The following is a 16,485-nucleotide window of genomic DNA, read 5'->3' as shown; positions in this document are numbered from 1 at the left end:
CTTCGCTCTAGCGTGGCAGAGAACGATGCATCGTGGAGGGGTGGCGGCGCCTCCGGAGCGCATTCGAGACTCGCGGTTGAACCATTTGCTCGCCGTTGACCCGCCAGCAACGGATCAACGGCGACGAAATGGTTCAGCGGCGAGAAGGGGGCGACGCCCCCGCCGGCGGAGTGGAAGCGCGCCGGTCAGGCGGCCAGGTGGAAGGTGCTCGCGAATCGGTCGAGCAGGGTGTTCGGCCCCCGCAACACCTCCACGACGCCGGTCTCGATCGCGCGGTCGGGCGCCAGTGCGCCCGAGATGAGCCGATGGATGCCGGGCCCCGCAGCGAAGGCCAGGTCGACGGGGCCGATGCCCCGCGTCACGTCGAGGCGCGAGCCGTCCACACGGACGAGCAACTCCGCGGAACCGAAGCGCGCGCCGTAGGCGGTGGCCGGCAGCTGCGCGGCCACCTCCGGACGGAAGGCGGTGCGCAGGTCGATGGTCATCGCATCCGGCGTGATGACCTGCTCCTCGCGGGGCTCGCCGATCGCCTTGAATCCCCAGGCGCCGAGCGCGATGACGACGGGCTCGAGCTCACGCCCGTAGGGAGTGAGCTCGTAGACGATGACGCGCGAGTGCGGCACCCGGCGCAGCACGCCGGCGGCCTGCAACTCCTTGAGCCGCGCCGCGAGGATGTTGCTCGGGATTCGGGGAAGCCCCGCGGCGAGCTCTCCATAGCGGCGCGGCCCGACGAGCAGGTCGCGAACGATGAGCAGCGCCCAGCGCTCGCCCACGAGCTCGAGGGCTCGCGTGACACCACCCGCCTGCCCGTAGTCGCGCGCGGCCATCTCTCTCGCTCAGCCCTGCTGGTTCGCGAAGGCGTCGGGCCCCTGCGCGGCAGCGGTCGGGTCCATCCAGCCGAACTCGAGGATGTTGCCGTCGGGGTCGTTGAGCTGGCGCTGGTACATGAAGCCGTAGTCCGAAGCCGGACGCGCCTCGGATCCGCCCGCTGCGACGCCGTCGGCGACGGCCTTGTCGACCGCATCCCGGCTCTCGAAGAAGATGGCCGTCGAGACCGACGGGTTGACCGCGGGGTCGCCGATGGGCAGCTCGGTGAAGGTCTGGAAGTACTCGCGCACCAGGATCATGAAGTAGCTGTGGTCCTCTTCGACGACGACGCAGGCGGCGTTGTGATCGGTGAAGAGCGGGTTGATGGTGAAGCCGAGCGCCGTGTAGAACGCCTTCGCGCGCTCCAGGTCGGTCACCGGCAGGTTGACGAACATCGATGTCATCGTTCTCTCCCTCTCATGGGTCCGAAAGTGGACGATCCCCACACTTGCAAAAAACAAGTGACGCGTCAAGACCGAATCTAGCGAAGGATGGCCGCGGACGGCCGAGCGCGCCGCATCATGGGATGACGGGGCGCAGCTGGTTCTCCGTCACTGGAAAAGGGAGCGTGTAGTAGAGCTGCGGCGCGGTCATGTCGCCCCAGTCATCCTTCTTCACCCGAATGGCGGCTGCCGACACCTCCGCGATCCTTACGCGCAGCCACGAGCCGTCCTCCAGCCGCAATTCATGCGGATCAGCGAGGTAGCGCAACCCGATCTCGTCGAGCGCCTCCTCCGCGCCGAGCCAATCCACCACCTCGGTTCGCGGCCGTCCGAGCAGATCGATCGCGATGTAGCCGTCGTCGACGGGTCGCATCCAGCCCAGGCGCTCGCCGTCGGCGCCCCGCCGGTGCTCGATCCAGTCCGCGTCCATGGGTCGACATTAGCGAGTGCGTCGGCCCGCTCCTCGTTCTCGGCTCGGCGCCCGTGCCGTCAGTGCCCCGAGAGGCGTGCGACGAGCGGCGCGAGACGCGTCGCGAACTCCCCGGGCACCGTCCAGTACGAGATGCCCGTCTGCTCTCGCACCCGCCGCAGCGCCTCGGCGTCAAGCTCGACGTCGCCGGAGAGCAGCCCCACGGCCCCCGATCGCCGGAGACCGTCGGGGGTGAGACCCATCTGCTGGCGGAGCCACTGCGGCAGGTCGTCGCCCACCCCCGAGACCGAGAGTGATAACTCGAGCCCCTCGCCTGCGACGGCACCCACGCGCCGTGTCAGACGCTCCAGTTCTTCCAGATCGGCGGAGGGCGAGGTGGGCAGCGCCAGCGTGGATGCGAACTCGCCCGCCAGCCGCAGCATCCGGTCTCCCTGACCGGCGACGACGATGCTCGGCGCCGGCTGCACCTCTGCCCGAACCGCCGCGATCACCTGCCGCACGCGGCCCACCCGGTCGCCGGGGGATCCCCACTCGGTCCCCAACGATGCGGCGTCCCTCTCGCCCCCTGGTCGGCCGGCGCCGATCCCGAGTTCCAGCCGTCCGTCCGACAGGCCCTGCAGGGTCGTGGCCTCACGCACCACCTCCGCCGGCCGACGCAACGGAGCCGACAGCACCCACGTGCCAAGGCGCAGGCGCGTCGTGCGCGCGGCGACCGCCGACAGCACGAGGAACGGAGACGGCGTCCAGAGCGTGTCAGGCACCAGCAGCGTGGAATATCCCCGCGCTTCCAGTTCGCGCCCGGCATCGGCCCACGCCATCGCGTTCTCGCGCAGCGACAGCACGGCTCCGAATCGGAAGGGACGAGAACGATCACTCATGGCCCCATCCTCCGCGGGCCAGCGCGCCCCCGCATCCTCCAACGGGAGGCGGCGCTCTACTCCTCGAGGGGTACTCGCCGCTGGAGTGCGGCCGCCTCCTGCGGCATCCCGCCCTGCAGTTCCCGCGTCAGCTCGTCGAAATACTCGACGGGCCCCGCCTCGGCGAACCACAGCCACAGTTCCGCCGCGTGGATGGGCACCCACGGCTGCAGCGCGGCCACGGGCACGCCGTACCCCTCGGCCAGCGCCGCGAACGAACGCGGGTCCTTCCGAGCCGCGCCCCATGCTGCCCGCGAGAGTTCCCGGAGCGGATCGCCCAGATGCGCGGCCTCCCAGTCGATCACGGCCGAGATGCGGCCCCGGTGCGTGAGCAGGTTCCCGTCGGTCCAGTCGCCGTGGCAGAACACGGGCGGGTTCGCCGGAGGGATCGTGAAGGGCAGCGGTGGGCCGCCGGCCTCACGGTAGCGCTCGATGATGAGCGCGTCATCCGGCGCATCGGGCAGCCCCTGAGGGGGCTTCAGCGCGTGAAGTCGCCGGAGGATCGATGCGGATGCGCGCAACTGGTCCAGCCGCAACCCATGGTCGACCCTGTCGAGACGCTCGCCGGGCATGAGCGTCATAAGGATCGATCCCGGATGCACCTCGACGAGCGCGGGAACCGGGATGCCGCTCCCGGCGAGCGCGCTCAAGGCGAGTGCCTCGGTGTCGTGACGGGCCGGGTCCGTCAGGCGCTTCTCGACACACTCGTGGCCGTCTCGGCGCACGAGTCGCACCTGTCCGACCGCGCCCTGCTGCACCACGTCATCCTCGCAGGAGGCGACCTGAAACGTCTCCTGCTCGGAATGGGCGACCGCGCCCTGACGTTCGCACTCATGCGAGCACCGGCCGGCATTCCCTGATCGGCATGCTGCGCCTCGACGTCGGCAACACCGGCGCCTCCTCCCGCACGACCTGATCGAACGGCCCGAAGCGACCTCGGCCGCTGTTCCAGCCTGCAGCGCTCGCGGCCGCCGAACGCCCTGCTCAACAACCAGAAGGAGAACCACCATGGCAACCACCACCACTCGACCCGCGGATGCCTCGGGCACCTTCGCCCTCGGCGGCGACCTTTCCGTCACCCGCCTCGGCTACGGCACCATGCAACTCACCGGCCCGGGCGTCTGGGGAGAACCGGCCGACCGCGAGAACGCGATCAACGTCGTTCGGCGCGCAGCAGAACTCGGCGTGAACTTCTTCGACAGCGCGGATGCCTACGGCCCGGATGTGACCGACGGCATCCTCCGCGCGGCACTGCATCCCTATGCCGACGACATCGTCATCGCGACCAAGGTCGGCCAGACTCGCCAGGGCCCCGGCCTCTGGACTCCGACCGGCGTGCCTGCCTATCTGCGCCAGCAGGTCGAGATGGAGTTGCGGCACCTCGCTGTGGAGCGCATCGACCTGCTGCAGTTGCACCGCATCGACTCGACGGTTCCCTTCGAAGACCAGATCGGCGAGCTGAAGGCCCTGCAGGACGAGGGCAAGATCCGCCACATCGGGCTCAGCGAGGTCACCGTCGCCGACGCCGAGGCGGCGCTGAAGATCGCCCCGATCGTCTCCGTGCAGAACCTGTACAACCTGGCGCACCGCGACGCCGAAGAGCTGCTCGACTGGGCGACGGCGAAGGGCATCGGATTCATCCCCTGGTTCCCTCTCGCCACCGGCCGCCTGACCGCAGAGAGCAGCCCGCTCACGACCCTGGCGAGCGAGCACGACGCCACCCCGGCACAACTGGCACTCGCCTGGCTGCTCAAGCGGTCGCCGGTCATGCTCCCCATCCCGGGGACCTCGAGCCTCGAGCACCTGGAAGACAACATTCGCGGAGCGTCCATCCAGCTCAGCGATGCAGAGTTCGACGCGCTGTCTGCAGCCGCAGAGTAGCCCGCAGGGACCGACTCGACCTTCCTGGTCGCCTCGCGATCACGGTCCGCCTGTCCCCCATTCGATGAATAACGGGAAAAGTCGCGCCCGCTACTAGCGGCCGTTACCTCTTCGTTATATATTCAGAGAGCGTCAGTTGTTTGCTGTGGCGGCTGACGCGGAATGTGATTGCAGGACACTCTTGGTGCAAGGGAGAGGGCCGGTCGTTAGCCTCAACGACCGGCCCTCAATCACGTTTCCGGCCGTTTTCGGTCGTCCCCCTTCGCGCGGGGCGAGTGCTCGACCCCATATTCTTGTACCTCAAAGGGGAGGACAGTGGATGTCGGATCGCGCCGCCGCAGTCAACGCGTGGGAGTCGCTCTTCAGGGCGCAGGTCGCCGTCATGCGCACCCTGGCACAGGAGTTCCCCTCCCTGGACATCTCGTTCAACGAGTACGACGTCATGTTCAACATCTCCCGGCAGCCGGGGCGCCAGCTGCGCCTGCGTGAGCTCAACCGGCATGTGCTGCTCACCCAGCCGAGCGTGAGCCGGCTCGTCGATCGACTCGTCGCACGTCGCTACCTCGAGAAGGTCAACGACCCGAGCGATGGTCGAGGCGCCATCGTGCGCCTCACGGATGCCGGCTACGACCTCTACCGTCGGGTGGCCGTCGAGCACGCCGACTCCATCAGTCGCCGCGTGGGAACGATGCTCGAACCCGCGGAGCTCAGCGAGCTGGCCCGCCTCTGCGACAAGCTGCGCGGCTCGTCGATCTGATACGAAGGCGAGCGGCTGACTCGAAGGGAACGGTGGGGCGGAGACCCTACTCCCCACCCCACCGCGGCAGTCCCTCGCAGGATTGCCTTCTCGACCCGGGCTACCCGAACATGGCCCGTCGAGAGCCGTCCGATCTCGCGTCACCGGTCATCGGCGCGATCCTGCCGGAGGGCAGGACAGGCACGAATCGGGTCGCCGAAGAGCGCTCGGAAGCCGGCAGCTGGAGTTCGGGCTCCATGTGCACGCGCCTTTCGGGTCGGCTGACGTGTTGCCATGCAGAGGCTGCGTACGGCGACCTTGGCAGTGGCGCGGGATCGGGTGGGTGGCATCCGAATGGGGGATGCCTTCCGGCAACCCTACTGATGCACCGCATCGACTCAAAGTACCCCGAAGTGGGGGTTACTCGCGCCCGCGTCGGCGGCGGGGCGGATCTCAGTCCGCGGCGGCCGCATCCAGGAACGCCTGCGGGAGCACGACGTTGGCGGGTGCGCCTCGAAAGAAGGGCGCGATCTGCTTCGGAGCGTAGCCGGCGATGCCGCAGCCGATCTCGGTGACGAGGAACCGCAACTCCGGATGCGCCCCCGCATACTCGAGGAATCCACTCACCTCGCGCTCGATCACCGGGAGCCCGCTCATGGTGTCGATGCCGTAGGAGCGGCCCTGGAGCCCGCTCGCCTGGCCCCAGACCGCACCGAAGTGATCGTAGGCGTACCGGGCCGCACCGCCTCCGTGGGAACCGGAGGCGTTGGAACCGAAGACGAAGACCTCGCCCTCGCGCAGCTCGGTGATCACGAGGTCTGCTCTTACGCTTCCAGGGGCTCCGCGCCGAGCACCAGGCCCTGCGTGCTCGCCGCCGAGACCGCGAGGTCATCCAGCCACTGGCGGTTCAGGACCGGCGTGCGCGAGCCGTTGAAGCGGAAGTACAGCGGAACGGAGTCCGAGATCCAGAGCGCCCGCCGCCCGCTGCCGAGCTCGACCCCGTCGGTCCAGCTGAAGAAGAAGTTCTCGCGACGCCTCAGCTTCGCGCTGAAGACGACCTGCAGGTGCGCGAGCACACGGTCGTCGAAGGTGAATTCCGTCGCCGTTGCGCCGTAGTAGAGCGTTCCCATGTTCCCGTCCCGAATCGACAAGCGCACCGATCGCACCCGGTCACAGGGGTTGACTCGACGACGAAGTCGGGGCAAAGCTTGAACCCGGGCGAACCGGCAGGATCGCTGGTCCGGCGCGCGTAGCAATAGTACGGGAACGAACCCGCACGAACGCCCAGATCCGCGGCACTTCGCGCACGTTTCCTTGGCCGCCCGCGCCGCATCCGTCAACCCTGTTGATCCGCTCAGCTCCGCCGCCTAGCGTTCGGTCATGACCTCACTGTGGCTCGACCGTTCACCGGCGATCGAAACGGATGTCCTCGGCCGCCGCGACTTCGACGAGATCGTCGTGGGCGCGGGGCTCACCGGCCTCACCACCGCACTGCTTCTCGCCCGCGCCGGACGCAGGGTCGCCGTTCTCGAGGCCCGCGACGTGGGAGCGGTCGCGACGGGCAACACCACGGCGAAGCTGAGCCTGCTCCAGGGCTCGCACTTGCAGAAGATCCGTTCCAAGAACACCGAGGCCGTGCTGCAGGCCTACGTGGCCGCCAATCTCGCCGGACAGCGCTGGATGCTCGACTTCGCCGCAACGCACGCGGTTCCCGTGCAGCGGCGCACGGCGTACAGCTATGCGACGACGCCGGAGGGCGCGCGCACGGTCGAAGCGGAGTTCACCGCGGCATCCGCTGCCGGTCTCCCCGTGACACTCGAGCCGGATGCCGGGCTGCCGTTCCCGACCACGGCCGCCGTCGCCCTGGCCGACCAGGCGGAATTCGATCCCATGCACGTGCTCGCGGCCCTCGCCCGCGAGTTCCGCTCCCTGGGCGGAGTGCTGCACACGGGCGTGCGCCTCGTCGGCGCGAAGGCGATCCACCCCGTCGCGGTGCACACCACGGTCGGTGCGTTCCGTGCCGAGCGGCTCGTGCTCGCGACGGGAACACCCGTGCTCGACCGTGGCCTCTATTTCGCCAAGCTCCGCGCGCTGCGTTCGTACGCCGCGAGTTATCGCGTGGCGGCGGGCACCGCCCTCCCCTCGGAGATGTACCTCAGTGTCGACAGCCCGTCGCGCTCCATCCGCACGACTCCCGACGGGGAAGGCGGGGAACTGCTCGTCGTCGGCGGCAACGGTCACGTCGTCGGACGGGACCCCTCGCCGGCCGCGCTCGTCGAAAACCTGCATGAGTGGACCCTCACCCACTGGGCCGGAGCCGAGCGCACGAACTGGTGGAGCGCGCAGGATTACGAGACGCCGCACGGCGTGCCGTTCGTGGGATGGCTTCCGCGGGGTCGCGGCCGCATCTTCGTGGCCACCGGCTATGACAAGTGGGGCATGACGAACGCGGCGCAGTGCGCCCTGACGCTCGCGGCCGACCTGCTCGGCGGCGAGCCCGAGTGGGCGAGAACCCTGCACCACCGGCCGACGCTTCCCGCGGCCATCGCAACCGGCATCGGCATGAACGCGGCGCAGCTGAAGTACTACGCGGTCGGCTGGGCGGGGGCGCTCAGCCGGCGCCTGCCGGATGCCGCACCCGCCGAGGGTGCCGGCGTGGTCGGACGTGCGGGGGTGGCCCCGACCGCGGAGTCGACGGTGGAGGGCCTCACGTGCCGCGTGTCGGCCATCTGCTCACACCAGCACGCCATCCTGGGCTGGAACGACGCGGAGAAGAGCTGGGACTGCCCCGCTCACGGCTCGCGCTTCGCTCCCGACGGCGCCGTGCTCGAGGGTCCCGCGAAAGAAGGACTCGGAACGCGCACGCAACGCAACCCATCCCGCGCGGCCCAGCAGCAGCCCGCAGCCGCCGGCCGCTGACTCACGCGACGTAGGTCGGCTACTCAGAGGTTGCGGCCGGCTCAGGCGGCGCTCACGGCGAGACCGGTGAGGATGACCAGCGTGAACGTCGCCCAGTCGTTGAGGATGTGGGCTCCGGTGCTGACCCAGATGTTCTTCGTTCGGATGAAGGCCAAGGTGAGCACGAGCCGTGCGACGCCGATGACGAGCAGCGCCTGGGCGACGTTCCACTGGTACGTGGGCAAGTGCGCAGCACCGAACCAGACCGCCGTGACGAGCCACGCGACGAGAACGGCGCCCTTGCGGCCGAGCCCTGCCCGATGCATCCAGTACAGCACGGCGAGGAACGGCAGGATCGTGAAGAGCTCCTCGCCGAACAGCTGGATGCCGGTGCCGAGGTAGAACGCGATCAGGTCGACGGCACCGTGTTCGCCCACACCGCCGGCCGCAGGATTGGACGCTGCGCCGAACAGCGCTTTCACGAGGATGCCGACGAGGAACGTCACCGCCAGGTTGAGCAGCCAGAACACGACCATCGTCAGCACGTCCCGACCCGTGACCCGGCGGAAGATCGCCGACCACTGGGGCCTGACGAGCACTGCGAAGGTCACGAACGGAACCAGCGGAAAGAGGATGCGCGGGAGCAGCGCCGCGAGGTTCGTCGGCTGCGGCAGAAGAATCAGCAGGGCGAAGCCGAGGACGCAGGCGAGGATCACGACGATCCACTTCCAGCTCGCGACGTGCACCGGGATGCCGTCGTAGTAGGGGAAGTCCCTGCCGTCGTTGCGCTCGATCGCCCGCCCGAAACGATCGGCCTGCGCCTCTTGGTCCACCGCAGCTGTGCTCATGAATATCCCTCCGTTGGCAGACACGGTAGCGACTATCGATGTCGCCCAGGTTGCGCGACCGTAACGTCGGCGCAGATCGGTCGGGGTTTCGACAGGCTGGCAACGCCCCCGACGTGTTCAGGAGGGCCGAGAAACGCGAAAGGCCCGCCGAAGCGGGCCATTCGATCACTGTCTCACAGTGTGCGCCTGGAGGGACTCGAACCCCCAACCTTCTGATCCGTAGTCAGATGCTCTATCCGTTGAGCTACAGGCGCATTCCGCCGCCTCCGCGACCGGAAGCAACCTAGAGACTATATCCCAGGAAGCCGGCCATCTCCAATTCAGCCCTTGACGGCGCCGCCCAGTCCGGCGCTGCGCAGGAACAGCCGCTGGAACACGAGGAAGAGCACCACGGGGATGATCGTCGAGATCGCCAGGGCCGCCAGGAACACGTCGAGCTCTGTCTGCGACTGCACCGCTGGCAGGCGCACCGACAGCGGCTGCACCGCCGGGTCGGGCAGCACGAGAAGCGGCCAGAGGAAGTCCTTCCAGGCGGCGATGACCGCGAAGACGGAGACCACTCCGAGGATCGGCTTCGACATCGGCAGCACGATGGACCAGAACACCCGGTACGGCCCGGCGCCGTCCGTCTTGGCCGCCTCGAACACCTCGCGCGGGAGGTTGTCGAAGAAGCGCTTGACGAGCAGGATGTTGAACGCATTGGCGGCCGCGGGCAACCAGACCGCCCAGTAGGTGTTGAGCAGCGAGGTGCCGATCACGGGCGGATGCAGGATCGTGAGGTAGAGCGGCACGAGCAGCACCACGGCGGGGACGAACAGCGTCGCGAGCACGAGTCCGTTGAGGATCGGTGCGTACTTCGGCCGCAGGATCGAGAGGGCGTATCCCGCCGTCGTCGCCACGAGCACCTGGAAGAACCAGGAGCCGAGGGCGATGATGACGGTGTTGAGGAAGTACTGGTCGATGTGGATGTCGTTCCACGCCGATGAGAGGTTCGCCCAGTCGATGCCGTTGGGCCAGAGGGCGAACGGCTGGCGCAGGGTGTCCTGCGTCGGGGTGACGGCAGCCTTGGCGAGCCAGAGGATGGGGCCGAGCCCGGCGACGACGAGGCCGACGAACAGCACGATGTGCACGGCGCTCATCGAGACCCGCACACCCGGCTTGCGCCGATCGAAGCCGCTGAGTACGCCGCGATCCGCGATGTCGTCGAGCGACTGGCGACGCTTGCTCTTCCTCACGCTCATGGCCGGCCGTTCGATGCGGCTGAGGTCGGTGGGTGCTCCGGCGGTCAATTCGTGCTCCAACGCTCGGTCAACTTGAAGTAGGCGAAGCTCAGGATGCCCAGGAACACCGCGAGCATGAGGCTCAGCGCGGTGGCCTCGCCGTAGGCGCCGCCGAGACTGTTCTGGAAGGCATAGCGGTAGATGAGCAGCAGGATGGTGAGGGTCGCGTTGTTCGGTCCGCCCCCGGTGAAGAGGTACGGCTCGAGGAAGACCTGCGACGTCGCGATCACCTGCAGGATCAGCATGATGAAGAGCACGCCGCGCAACTGCGGCAGTGTGACGTGCCAGATCTTGCTCCAGATGCCGGCCCCGTCGACCTCGGCCGCATCGTAGAGCTCGGGGGGAACGCTGATGAGTGCGGCGAGGTAGATGATGATCGACCCTCCGGCCGCCGCCCAGGTCGCCTCGATCACGATGGAGGGCATCGCCGTCGCCGACGACTGCAACCACGGCTGGGGCGGAATGCCGAACCCGCCCAGGATCACGTTGAACACGCCGTTCGGACTTGCGTCGTAGAAGACGGTCCACAGCAGCACGGCGACCACCGGCGGGATGACGACCGGCAGGTAGGCGAGGGCGCTGTAGAGCCCCTTGCCGCGCTTCACCTCGCTCATCAGCACCGCGAGGATGATCGGCAGCGGAAACCCGAAGACGAGGGCGAGCGCCGCGAAGTACAGGGTGTTGAGGATCGCCGTGCCGAGGTTGGGGTCGGCGAGCACCTTGGTGAAGTTGTCGACGCCGACAAAGACCGCCGGCGTCACGAGGTTCGTCTTCTGGAAGCTCATGACGACGGACTGCACGATCGGTCCCCAGCTGAATGCCGCGAACACGATCAGCATCGGCGCGAGGAAGACGAGATTCGCCAGGCCGCCTCCACGCAACCAGGTGGTCGGGGTACGTGAGCGCTTGCGCTGCGGTGCGGGTGCCATCGGATGCTCGGGTTCCGGTTCGAGCAGGGCGGGTGCAGGATGCGTGACCGTCATCTGCTGGATTCCTTCCGGGAGTGGGGTGTAGTTCCCTTCGACAGGCTCAGGGAACAAGGCTCAGGGAACGTCCCTTCGACAGGCTCAGGGAACGGCTGCTCGGGGAACGGTTCCCTTCGACAGGCTCAGGGAACGAGGCTCAGGCAACAGCGGTTGGGGAACGGGAGCCGGGGCCGACGCCGCAGCGCCGGCCCCGGCATCCGGTCAGCCTTCGTCGATGAGCGCCTGGGCGTCGCTGTCGAGCTTCTTCAGCAGGGCATCGATGTCCGCGTTCTTGTCGGTGAGCACGGCCTGCACCACGTTGTCCATGAGTGCGTAGATGGGCTGCGTCTGCGCCTTGGACTCTCCGACCGGCTTCTGGTCGAAGATGCCGTCGAAGAAGCCCTTCATCTGGTCGAGCGGCACGTTCACGTAGGGCTTGATCCATTCCTGGTCCTGCTCGTACGTGGCCTTGTCGAGCACCGGCAGCACCGGCGTCCCCACGGCCTGGTCGCTCGCGGCGAGCGCCTTGGCGTCCTTCACGGCGGCATCCTTGTCGAGCAGCTTCTGCATGTAGTACCAGTCGATCCAGGTGACGCCCGCCTTCTTGTGGGCGTCATCGATCTTCGGGCTCATGACGGCGACGTCACCGCCGCCGAGCACTCCGCCGTCGTTCTCCGTCGGGATGACGGTGAGGCCGTACTGCTCGGGCTTCATGCCGAAGTCGCGAACGAGTGCGGTGTAGACATCCGAACCGGAGGTGTACATGCCGATGTTGCCCGCGGCGAACTCCTTGTTGATGCCGCTCCAGTCGAGCAGGAAGTTGTCTCCCATGGAGTTGTCTTCCCAGCGCAGGTCGTGCAGGTACTGCAGGGTCTCCTTCGTCGCGTCGTTGTCGATGGTGGAGGTGTACTTGCCACCCTTCTCGGTCTGATCAACGGCACCCCGCGAGACCGACTGGGTCGTCAGCTGCCACCCGCCGGTGTTGCCCTTGGTCATGGTCGCGTACCCCGCCTTGCCGGTCTTCTCGGCGATCTGCTTGGCATCGGCCCGCACCTCGTCCCACGTGGTCGGCGGCTTGTCGGGGTCGAGGCCGGCCTGCTCGAACAGGTCGCGGTTGTAGTGCAACCCGTTGGCGTAGGCCTGACGCGGGAATCCGAAGATCTCGCCCTTGTCGTCCTTGACCTCATTGAGGATCACCGGGTTGAACTTGTCGGAGTAGCCGAGGTCTTTCACCTCCTTCGTCACGTTCATGAGCTGGCCGTTCTCGAGCAGCGTCTTCGTGTCGGTGAACGGCACGAGGAACACGTCGGGCAGGCTGCCGCCGGCGAGCTGGGCGGCGAAGGTGGGCGCCTTCCACTCGTACTCGACGCCGATGATGTCGATGTCGGGGTGTTCCTTCTCGAACTGCTTCTCCTGAGTGGCGAAGGCGTCATAGGCGGCCTGGTCGGCGCCCGGAGGGAACGTGGCGACGCGAAGCTGCAGCTTCCCGTCGCTCGAACCGCCTGCGGGGCTGCAGCCGGTCATGGCGCCGGCGAGCGCGAGTGCCGCAACACCCGCGATCGCCAGCTTTGCTGGTGACTTCATTGTCTGGTCCTTTCGGTGCTGTGTTCATCTGTGGTCGGTGGTGGTACAGGGGGTGGTGCGCCGGCAGGCACGCCGGCCTCGTCGGTCAGGCGGAGATCCTCAGCCAGGCCGCGGAGTCGGAGGGCAGCATCCCGTCGAGCAGGGGTGTGCTGCTCAGCAGGATGCTGTCGTGGTCGGGCAGCTGGATCGCCCGATCGGAGAGGTTGGTCACGGCCACGAAACGGTCGCCCCTGGCGAAGGCGAGCACCCGGGGGTCGCTCGGAAGCCATCGCAGCGGAGTATCGCGCAGGTTCTCTTCGGCTCGAATGCGCAGGGCCTGCCGGTAGAGCCACAGCATGGAGGAGGGATCGGCCTGCTGCGCCTGTACGGTCAGGCTCGCCCAATCCGCCGGCTGCGGCAGCCACGGCTCGCTGGTCGAGTCCTCAGGGCTGAAGCCGAACGGCGCCTGCGTGCCCCGCCAGGGCAGCGGAACACGGCATCCGTCCCGTCCGGGATCCACGCCGCCGGAGCGGAAGTGCATCGGGTCGTGCAGCAGCTCGCGAGGCAGCTCGACCTCGGGCAGCCCGAGTTCATCGCCCTGATAGATGTAGAGGCAGCCGGGAAGAGCGGCGGTGAGCAGCGCGGCCGCGCGCGCCCGCCGGGTTCCGAGGGCGAGGTCCGTCGGCGTGCCGAAGCGCTTGGTCGCGAAGGCGAACGAGGAGTCCTCCCGTCCGTAACGGGTCACCGGGCGGGTGACGTCGTGGTTGGAGAGCACCCATGTGCTCGGGGCTCCCACCGGCGCGTGCACCGACAGCATCAGGTCGATGGACTGCCGCAGCTGGCCGGCATCCCACCCCCGCGACATGAAGTCGAAGTTGAACGCGGTGTGCATCTCGTCGGGGCGCAGGTAGGCGGCGAACCGGTCGGCGTCGGGCAGCCAGATCTCGCCGACGAGCACGCGGGTTCCCTCGTAGGAATCGGCGATGGCCCGCCAGGACCGATAGATCTCGTGCAGCTCGTCGCGGTCGGTGTTGGGATGCTCCCCTGGGCCGGGGTTCTCGGGCACCTCGGGCAGGGCGTCGTCTTTCACGAGCAGGGCGGCGGAATCGATGCGCACCCCCGCGACACCGCGATCGAACCAGAACCGCAGGATGCTCTCGTGCTCGGCCCTGACATCGGGGTGGTTCCAGTTCAGGTCGGGCTGCTCGGGAGTGAACAGGTGCAGGTACCACTCCCCCGGCGTGCCGTCGGGATTGGTCGTGCGCGTCCAGGTTTCGCCGGCGAAGTTGGAGACCCAGTTGTTCGGCATCTGGTCGCCGCCGGGGCCGACGCCGGGACGGAACCAGAAGCGCTCCCGCTCGGGCGACCCGGGCCCCGCGGCGAGCGCCGCTTGGAACCAGGGGTGCTGGTCGCTGATGTGGTTGGGAACGATGTCGATGATGGTGCGGATGCCCAGGGCGAGCGCCTCGGAGATCAGCAGCTCGGCCTCGTGAAGCGTTCCGAAGGCGGGATGGATGTCGCGGTAGTCGCTCACGTCGTAGCCCCCGTCCGCGAGCGGAGAGGGGTACCAGGGGTTGAACCAGATCGCGTCCACGCCGAGCTGCTTCAGGTACCAGAGGTGCGATCTCACGCCGGCCAGGTCGCCGGTACCGTCTCCATTGCCGTCCGCGAAACTGCGCACGTACACCTGGTAGATGACCGCGTTGCGCCACCACAGGGCGTCATCGCCCGCAGCGCCCAGCACTCCCGTGTCCAGCACCGACATCGTCACCCGGGGAACTCCTCGTCCGTTCGCACGGGGAAGTCCGTGCGCGCCGGCGACAGTATCTGAACGACGTCATCGGCGTGCTGCCGAACGTAGTGTTTGTAACAGAATGACGCAACAAATCAACAGAACGCAATCTGCTTGCGCGAATTTACGTCTGCTTTCGCGCGCTGTGATGTAACCGTGACCATCTGCGGTCGCCGCGAGGGCGCGAGAGGTCAGGCCGCAGGCGTAGCGGATCGGCCCGTGGAGGCACGCACGACGAGCTCGGGCTCGAAGAAGAGCTCGTCGACGATGGGGGAACCGCTCGTCATCTGGCGCATCAGGAGTTCGACGATCATGCGTCCCATCGATTCGATGGGCTGGCGCACCGTCGTCAGGGGCGGATCGGTGCAGTTCATCAGCGCGGAGTCGTCGAAGCCGATGACCGAGACCTCGTCCGGAACCCGCAATCCCGCGCGCCGGACTGCTCGCACCGCACCCAGGGCCATGGGATCGCTCGCGCAGATGATTCCCGTGACCCCGTCCGCGATGAGCCGGGTGGCGGCGGCCTGCCCGGCTTCGAGGGAGTACAGCGAGTGCACGATACGGCGCTCGCTCAGGCGGATGCCGGAGGTCTTCGCGATGCGCTCGGCCGCCTCGAGCTTGCGGCGGGAGGGCATGTGATCGGTCGGCCCCAGCAGGATTCCGATCTCCGAGTGCCCCAGTTGGAGCAGGTGCCCGAACGCCTGCTGCATCGAGACGCTGTCATCGCACGAGACCGTCGCGAAGTCGAGGTCGGGAACGGGTGCGTTCACGAGCACGGTCGGAAGGTTGAGTTCGCGGAGGCGGTCGTAGTGATCGTGCGACGTGTCGGCCTGAGCGTAGGCGCCGCCCACGAAGATCACTCCGGAGACGTGCTGATGAAGCAGGAGCTCGACGTAGTCGGACTCCGAGATCCCGCCGGCCGTCTGGGTGCACAGCACCGGCGTGTAGCCGTTCTGCGCCAGACCGCCCGAGATGACCTCGGCGAACGCGGGGAAGATGGGGTTCTGGAGTTCCGGCATGACCAGCCCGACCAGGCGGGCGCGCTCTCCGCGCAGTTTCGTGGGGCGCTCATAGCCCAGCACGTCGAGCGCGGTGAGCACGGTGCGGCGGGTGGATTCGCTCACGCCCGGCTTGTCGTTGAGCACGCGCGACACAGTGGCCTCGCTGACGCCCACCTTGCGCGCCACATCCGCCAACCGCCTCGACATGGCGAAAGCATACGTCAGGCGCGACACGCCGCGTGGGAGCCGACGTAGCAATGGCCCCTCCGCCGTCGCAGAGGGGCCATCGACTCGCGGAGGCTACTTCGAGGAGCAGGCCGAGTTCACGCCGTTCGCGGCGTCCTGGATGTCACCGGTCGCCTTGGCCTGAGCGTCGGCGTCGGGGTCGCTGCCGTCGGTCGGAACCGTGCCGACGTAGTCCTTGGCGGCGTCGAGCGAGTCACCGAGCTTGTCGAGCGCGTCGCTGACCTTCGAGTCGCTCTTCCAGGTGTCCTCGAGCTTGTCGGTGCGCTCACCCAGGCTGTCGAGGTACTCGGTCGCAGCGCTCTGCGCGTCAGCGTCGCTGAGGTCGCCGGCCAACTGGTTCTGGGCGCCGTTGGAGATGTCGCGAACCTCGGAACCCAGGGTCCCGCAGTCGCGCGCGGCGGTCGTGGCGGAGCCTGCGCTGCCGGAGGCGCATCCGGTGAACAGCAGGGCGGCGGAGACGGCGATGGCCGCTGCGATGGCGGGGCGGGTCTTCTTCATGTGGTTTCTCCCCTAAGAGGTGCTTGTGGAACAGGTGACGCAAAGCCATAATCCTACGCTCGTCGCCGCCGGTGCGTCCCTGACCAGTGCTCGCATTCGCCGCCGTCGGGGCCGGGCGGA

At 67.9% G+C, this 16,485-nt stretch carries 18 protein-coding genes and 1 tRNA gene; 4 read left to right on the top strand and 15 right to left on the bottom strand.

Features of this window, described 5'->3' with window-relative positions; translation table 11 throughout:
* Window positions 1-185: 185 nt before the first annotated feature.
* From WDJ51_RS11690 to WDJ51_RS11670, 5 genes are all read right to left on the bottom strand, one after another.
* Window positions 186-827, bottom strand: a complete 642-nt coding sequence (locus WDJ51_RS11690) for a winged helix-turn-helix transcriptional regulator (protein ID WP_337852632.1) — start codon at window positions 825-827, stop codon at window positions 186-188.
* 9 nt (window positions 828-836) lie between these two features.
* Window positions 837-1,271 (bottom strand): VOC family protein, encoded by a 435-nt coding sequence (locus tag WDJ51_RS11685; protein ID WP_337852631.1) that lies wholly within the window; start codon window positions 1,269-1,271, stop codon window positions 837-839.
* A gap of 115 nt (window positions 1,272-1,386) precedes the next feature.
* Window positions 1,387-1,740: a hypothetical protein gene (locus tag WDJ51_RS11680; protein WP_337852630.1), complete on the bottom strand. Its 354-nt coding sequence runs from the start codon at window positions 1,738-1,740 to the stop codon at window positions 1,387-1,389.
* Window positions 1,741-1,799: 59 nt separating this feature from the next.
* Window positions 1,800-2,618 carry an LLM class flavin-dependent oxidoreductase gene (locus WDJ51_RS11675; protein WP_337852629.1) on the bottom strand — a complete coding sequence of 273 codons (819 nt, stop codon included), beginning with the start codon at window positions 2,616-2,618 and terminating at the stop codon, window positions 1,800-1,802.
* Between the two features lie 56 nt (window positions 2,619-2,674).
* Window positions 2,675-3,382, bottom strand: a complete 708-nt coding sequence (locus WDJ51_RS11670) for a phosphotransferase family protein (protein ID WP_443218494.1) — start codon at window positions 3,380-3,382, stop codon at window positions 2,675-2,677.
* Here WDJ51_RS11670 and WDJ51_RS11665 point away from each other — a divergent pair.
* The 3 genes from WDJ51_RS11665 to WDJ51_RS11655 all read left to right on the top strand — a co-directional run bounded on the left by WDJ51_RS11665 (window position 3,326) and on the right by WDJ51_RS11655 (window position 5,295).
* On the top strand, window positions 3,326-3,517 hold the full coding sequence (locus tag WDJ51_RS11665; RefSeq protein ID WP_337852627.1) for a hypothetical protein: 192 nt from the start codon (window positions 3,326-3,328) through the stop codon (window positions 3,515-3,517). The two genes, WDJ51_RS11670 and WDJ51_RS11665, sit on opposite strands and share 57 nt — an antisense overlap.
* A gap of 148 nt (window positions 3,518-3,665) precedes the next feature.
* Entirely contained in the window at window positions 3,666-4,538 is an 873-nt protein-coding gene (locus WDJ51_RS11660; RefSeq protein ID WP_337852626.1) for an aldo/keto reductase, read from the top strand.
* 319 nt (window positions 4,539-4,857) lie between these two features.
* Window positions 4,858-5,295 (top strand): MarR family winged helix-turn-helix transcriptional regulator, encoded by a 438-nt coding sequence (locus tag WDJ51_RS11655; protein WP_337852625.1) that lies wholly within the window; start codon window positions 4,858-4,860, stop codon window positions 5,293-5,295.
* A 432-nt stretch (window positions 5,296-5,727) separates the two neighbouring features.
* Here the strand turns inward: WDJ51_RS11655 and WDJ51_RS11650 are convergent, their stop codons facing one another.
* Together WDJ51_RS11650 and WDJ51_RS11645 are read right to left on the bottom strand one after the other, a co-directional pair.
* The gene (locus WDJ51_RS11650) at window positions 5,728-6,087 is read right to left on the bottom strand and encodes an A1S_2505 family phage non-structural protein (RefSeq protein ID WP_337852624.1); all 360 of its coding nucleotides are present in this window, start codon (window positions 6,085-6,087) and stop codon (window positions 5,728-5,730) included.
* Window positions 6,088-6,098: 11 nt separating this feature from the next.
* On the bottom strand, window positions 6,099-6,404 hold the full coding sequence (locus WDJ51_RS11645) for a DUF7882 family protein (RefSeq protein WP_337852623.1): 306 nt from the start codon (window positions 6,402-6,404) through the stop codon (window positions 6,099-6,101).
* A 250-nt stretch (window positions 6,405-6,654) separates the two neighbouring features.
* Here WDJ51_RS11645 and WDJ51_RS11640 point away from each other — a divergent pair, with 250 nt between their 5' ends.
* Window positions 6,655-8,193 carry an FAD-dependent oxidoreductase gene (locus tag WDJ51_RS11640; RefSeq protein ID WP_337852622.1) on the top strand — a complete coding sequence of 513 codons (1,539 nt, stop codon included), beginning with the start codon at window positions 6,655-6,657 and terminating at the stop codon, window positions 8,191-8,193.
* A 41-nt stretch (window positions 8,194-8,234) separates the two neighbouring features.
* On the opposite strand, the gene WDJ51_RS11635 is transcribed toward WDJ51_RS11640, so the two are convergent.
* From WDJ51_RS11635 to WDJ51_RS11600, 8 genes are all read right to left on the bottom strand, one after another.
* Window positions 8,235-9,020: a CPBP family intramembrane glutamic endopeptidase gene (locus tag WDJ51_RS11635; RefSeq protein WP_337852621.1), complete on the bottom strand. Its 786-nt coding sequence runs from the start codon at window positions 9,018-9,020 to the stop codon at window positions 8,235-8,237.
* 181 nt (window positions 9,021-9,201) lie between these two features.
* Window positions 9,202-9,274: transfer RNA gene (locus tag WDJ51_RS11630), tRNA-Arg, on the bottom strand.
* A gap of 66 nt (window positions 9,275-9,340) precedes the next feature.
* Window positions 9,341-10,261: a carbohydrate ABC transporter permease gene (locus WDJ51_RS11625; protein ID WP_337852884.1), complete on the bottom strand. Its 921-nt coding sequence runs from the start codon at window positions 10,259-10,261 to the stop codon at window positions 9,341-9,343.
* Window positions 10,262-10,305: 44 nt separating this feature from the next.
* Entirely contained in the window at window positions 10,306-11,283 is a 978-nt protein-coding gene (locus WDJ51_RS11620) for a carbohydrate ABC transporter permease (RefSeq protein ID WP_337852620.1), read from the bottom strand.
* A gap of 204 nt (window positions 11,284-11,487) precedes the next feature.
* The gene (locus WDJ51_RS11615) at window positions 11,488-12,849 is read right to left on the bottom strand and encodes an ABC transporter substrate-binding protein (protein WP_337852619.1); all 1,362 of its coding nucleotides are present in this window, start codon (window positions 12,847-12,849) and stop codon (window positions 11,488-11,490) included.
* Window positions 12,850-12,934: 85 nt separating this feature from the next.
* Window positions 12,935-14,593 (bottom strand): glycoside hydrolase family 13 protein, encoded by a 1,659-nt coding sequence (locus tag WDJ51_RS11610; protein WP_337852883.1) that lies wholly within the window; start codon window positions 14,591-14,593, stop codon window positions 12,935-12,937.
* Between the two features lie 218 nt (window positions 14,594-14,811).
* Window positions 14,812-15,828, bottom strand: coding sequence for a LacI family DNA-binding transcriptional regulator (locus WDJ51_RS11605; RefSeq protein WP_337852618.1), 1,017 nt, complete (start codon window positions 15,826-15,828; stop codon window positions 14,812-14,814).
* Between the two features lie 93 nt (window positions 15,829-15,921).
* Window positions 15,922-16,365, bottom strand: a complete 444-nt coding sequence (locus WDJ51_RS11600; protein ID WP_337852617.1) for a hypothetical protein — start codon at window positions 16,363-16,365, stop codon at window positions 15,922-15,924.
* Window positions 16,366-16,485 lie beyond the last annotated feature (120 nt).

It is taken from the genome of Rathayibacter sp. YIM 133350 (assembly GCF_037404875.1).
Taxonomy (GTDB): Bacteria; Actinomycetota; Actinomycetes; order Actinomycetales; family Microbacteriaceae; genus Orlajensenia.
The sequence above is the reverse complement of the archived record's forward strand: the minus strand, read 5'-3'. Positions and strand labels throughout refer to the sequence as shown.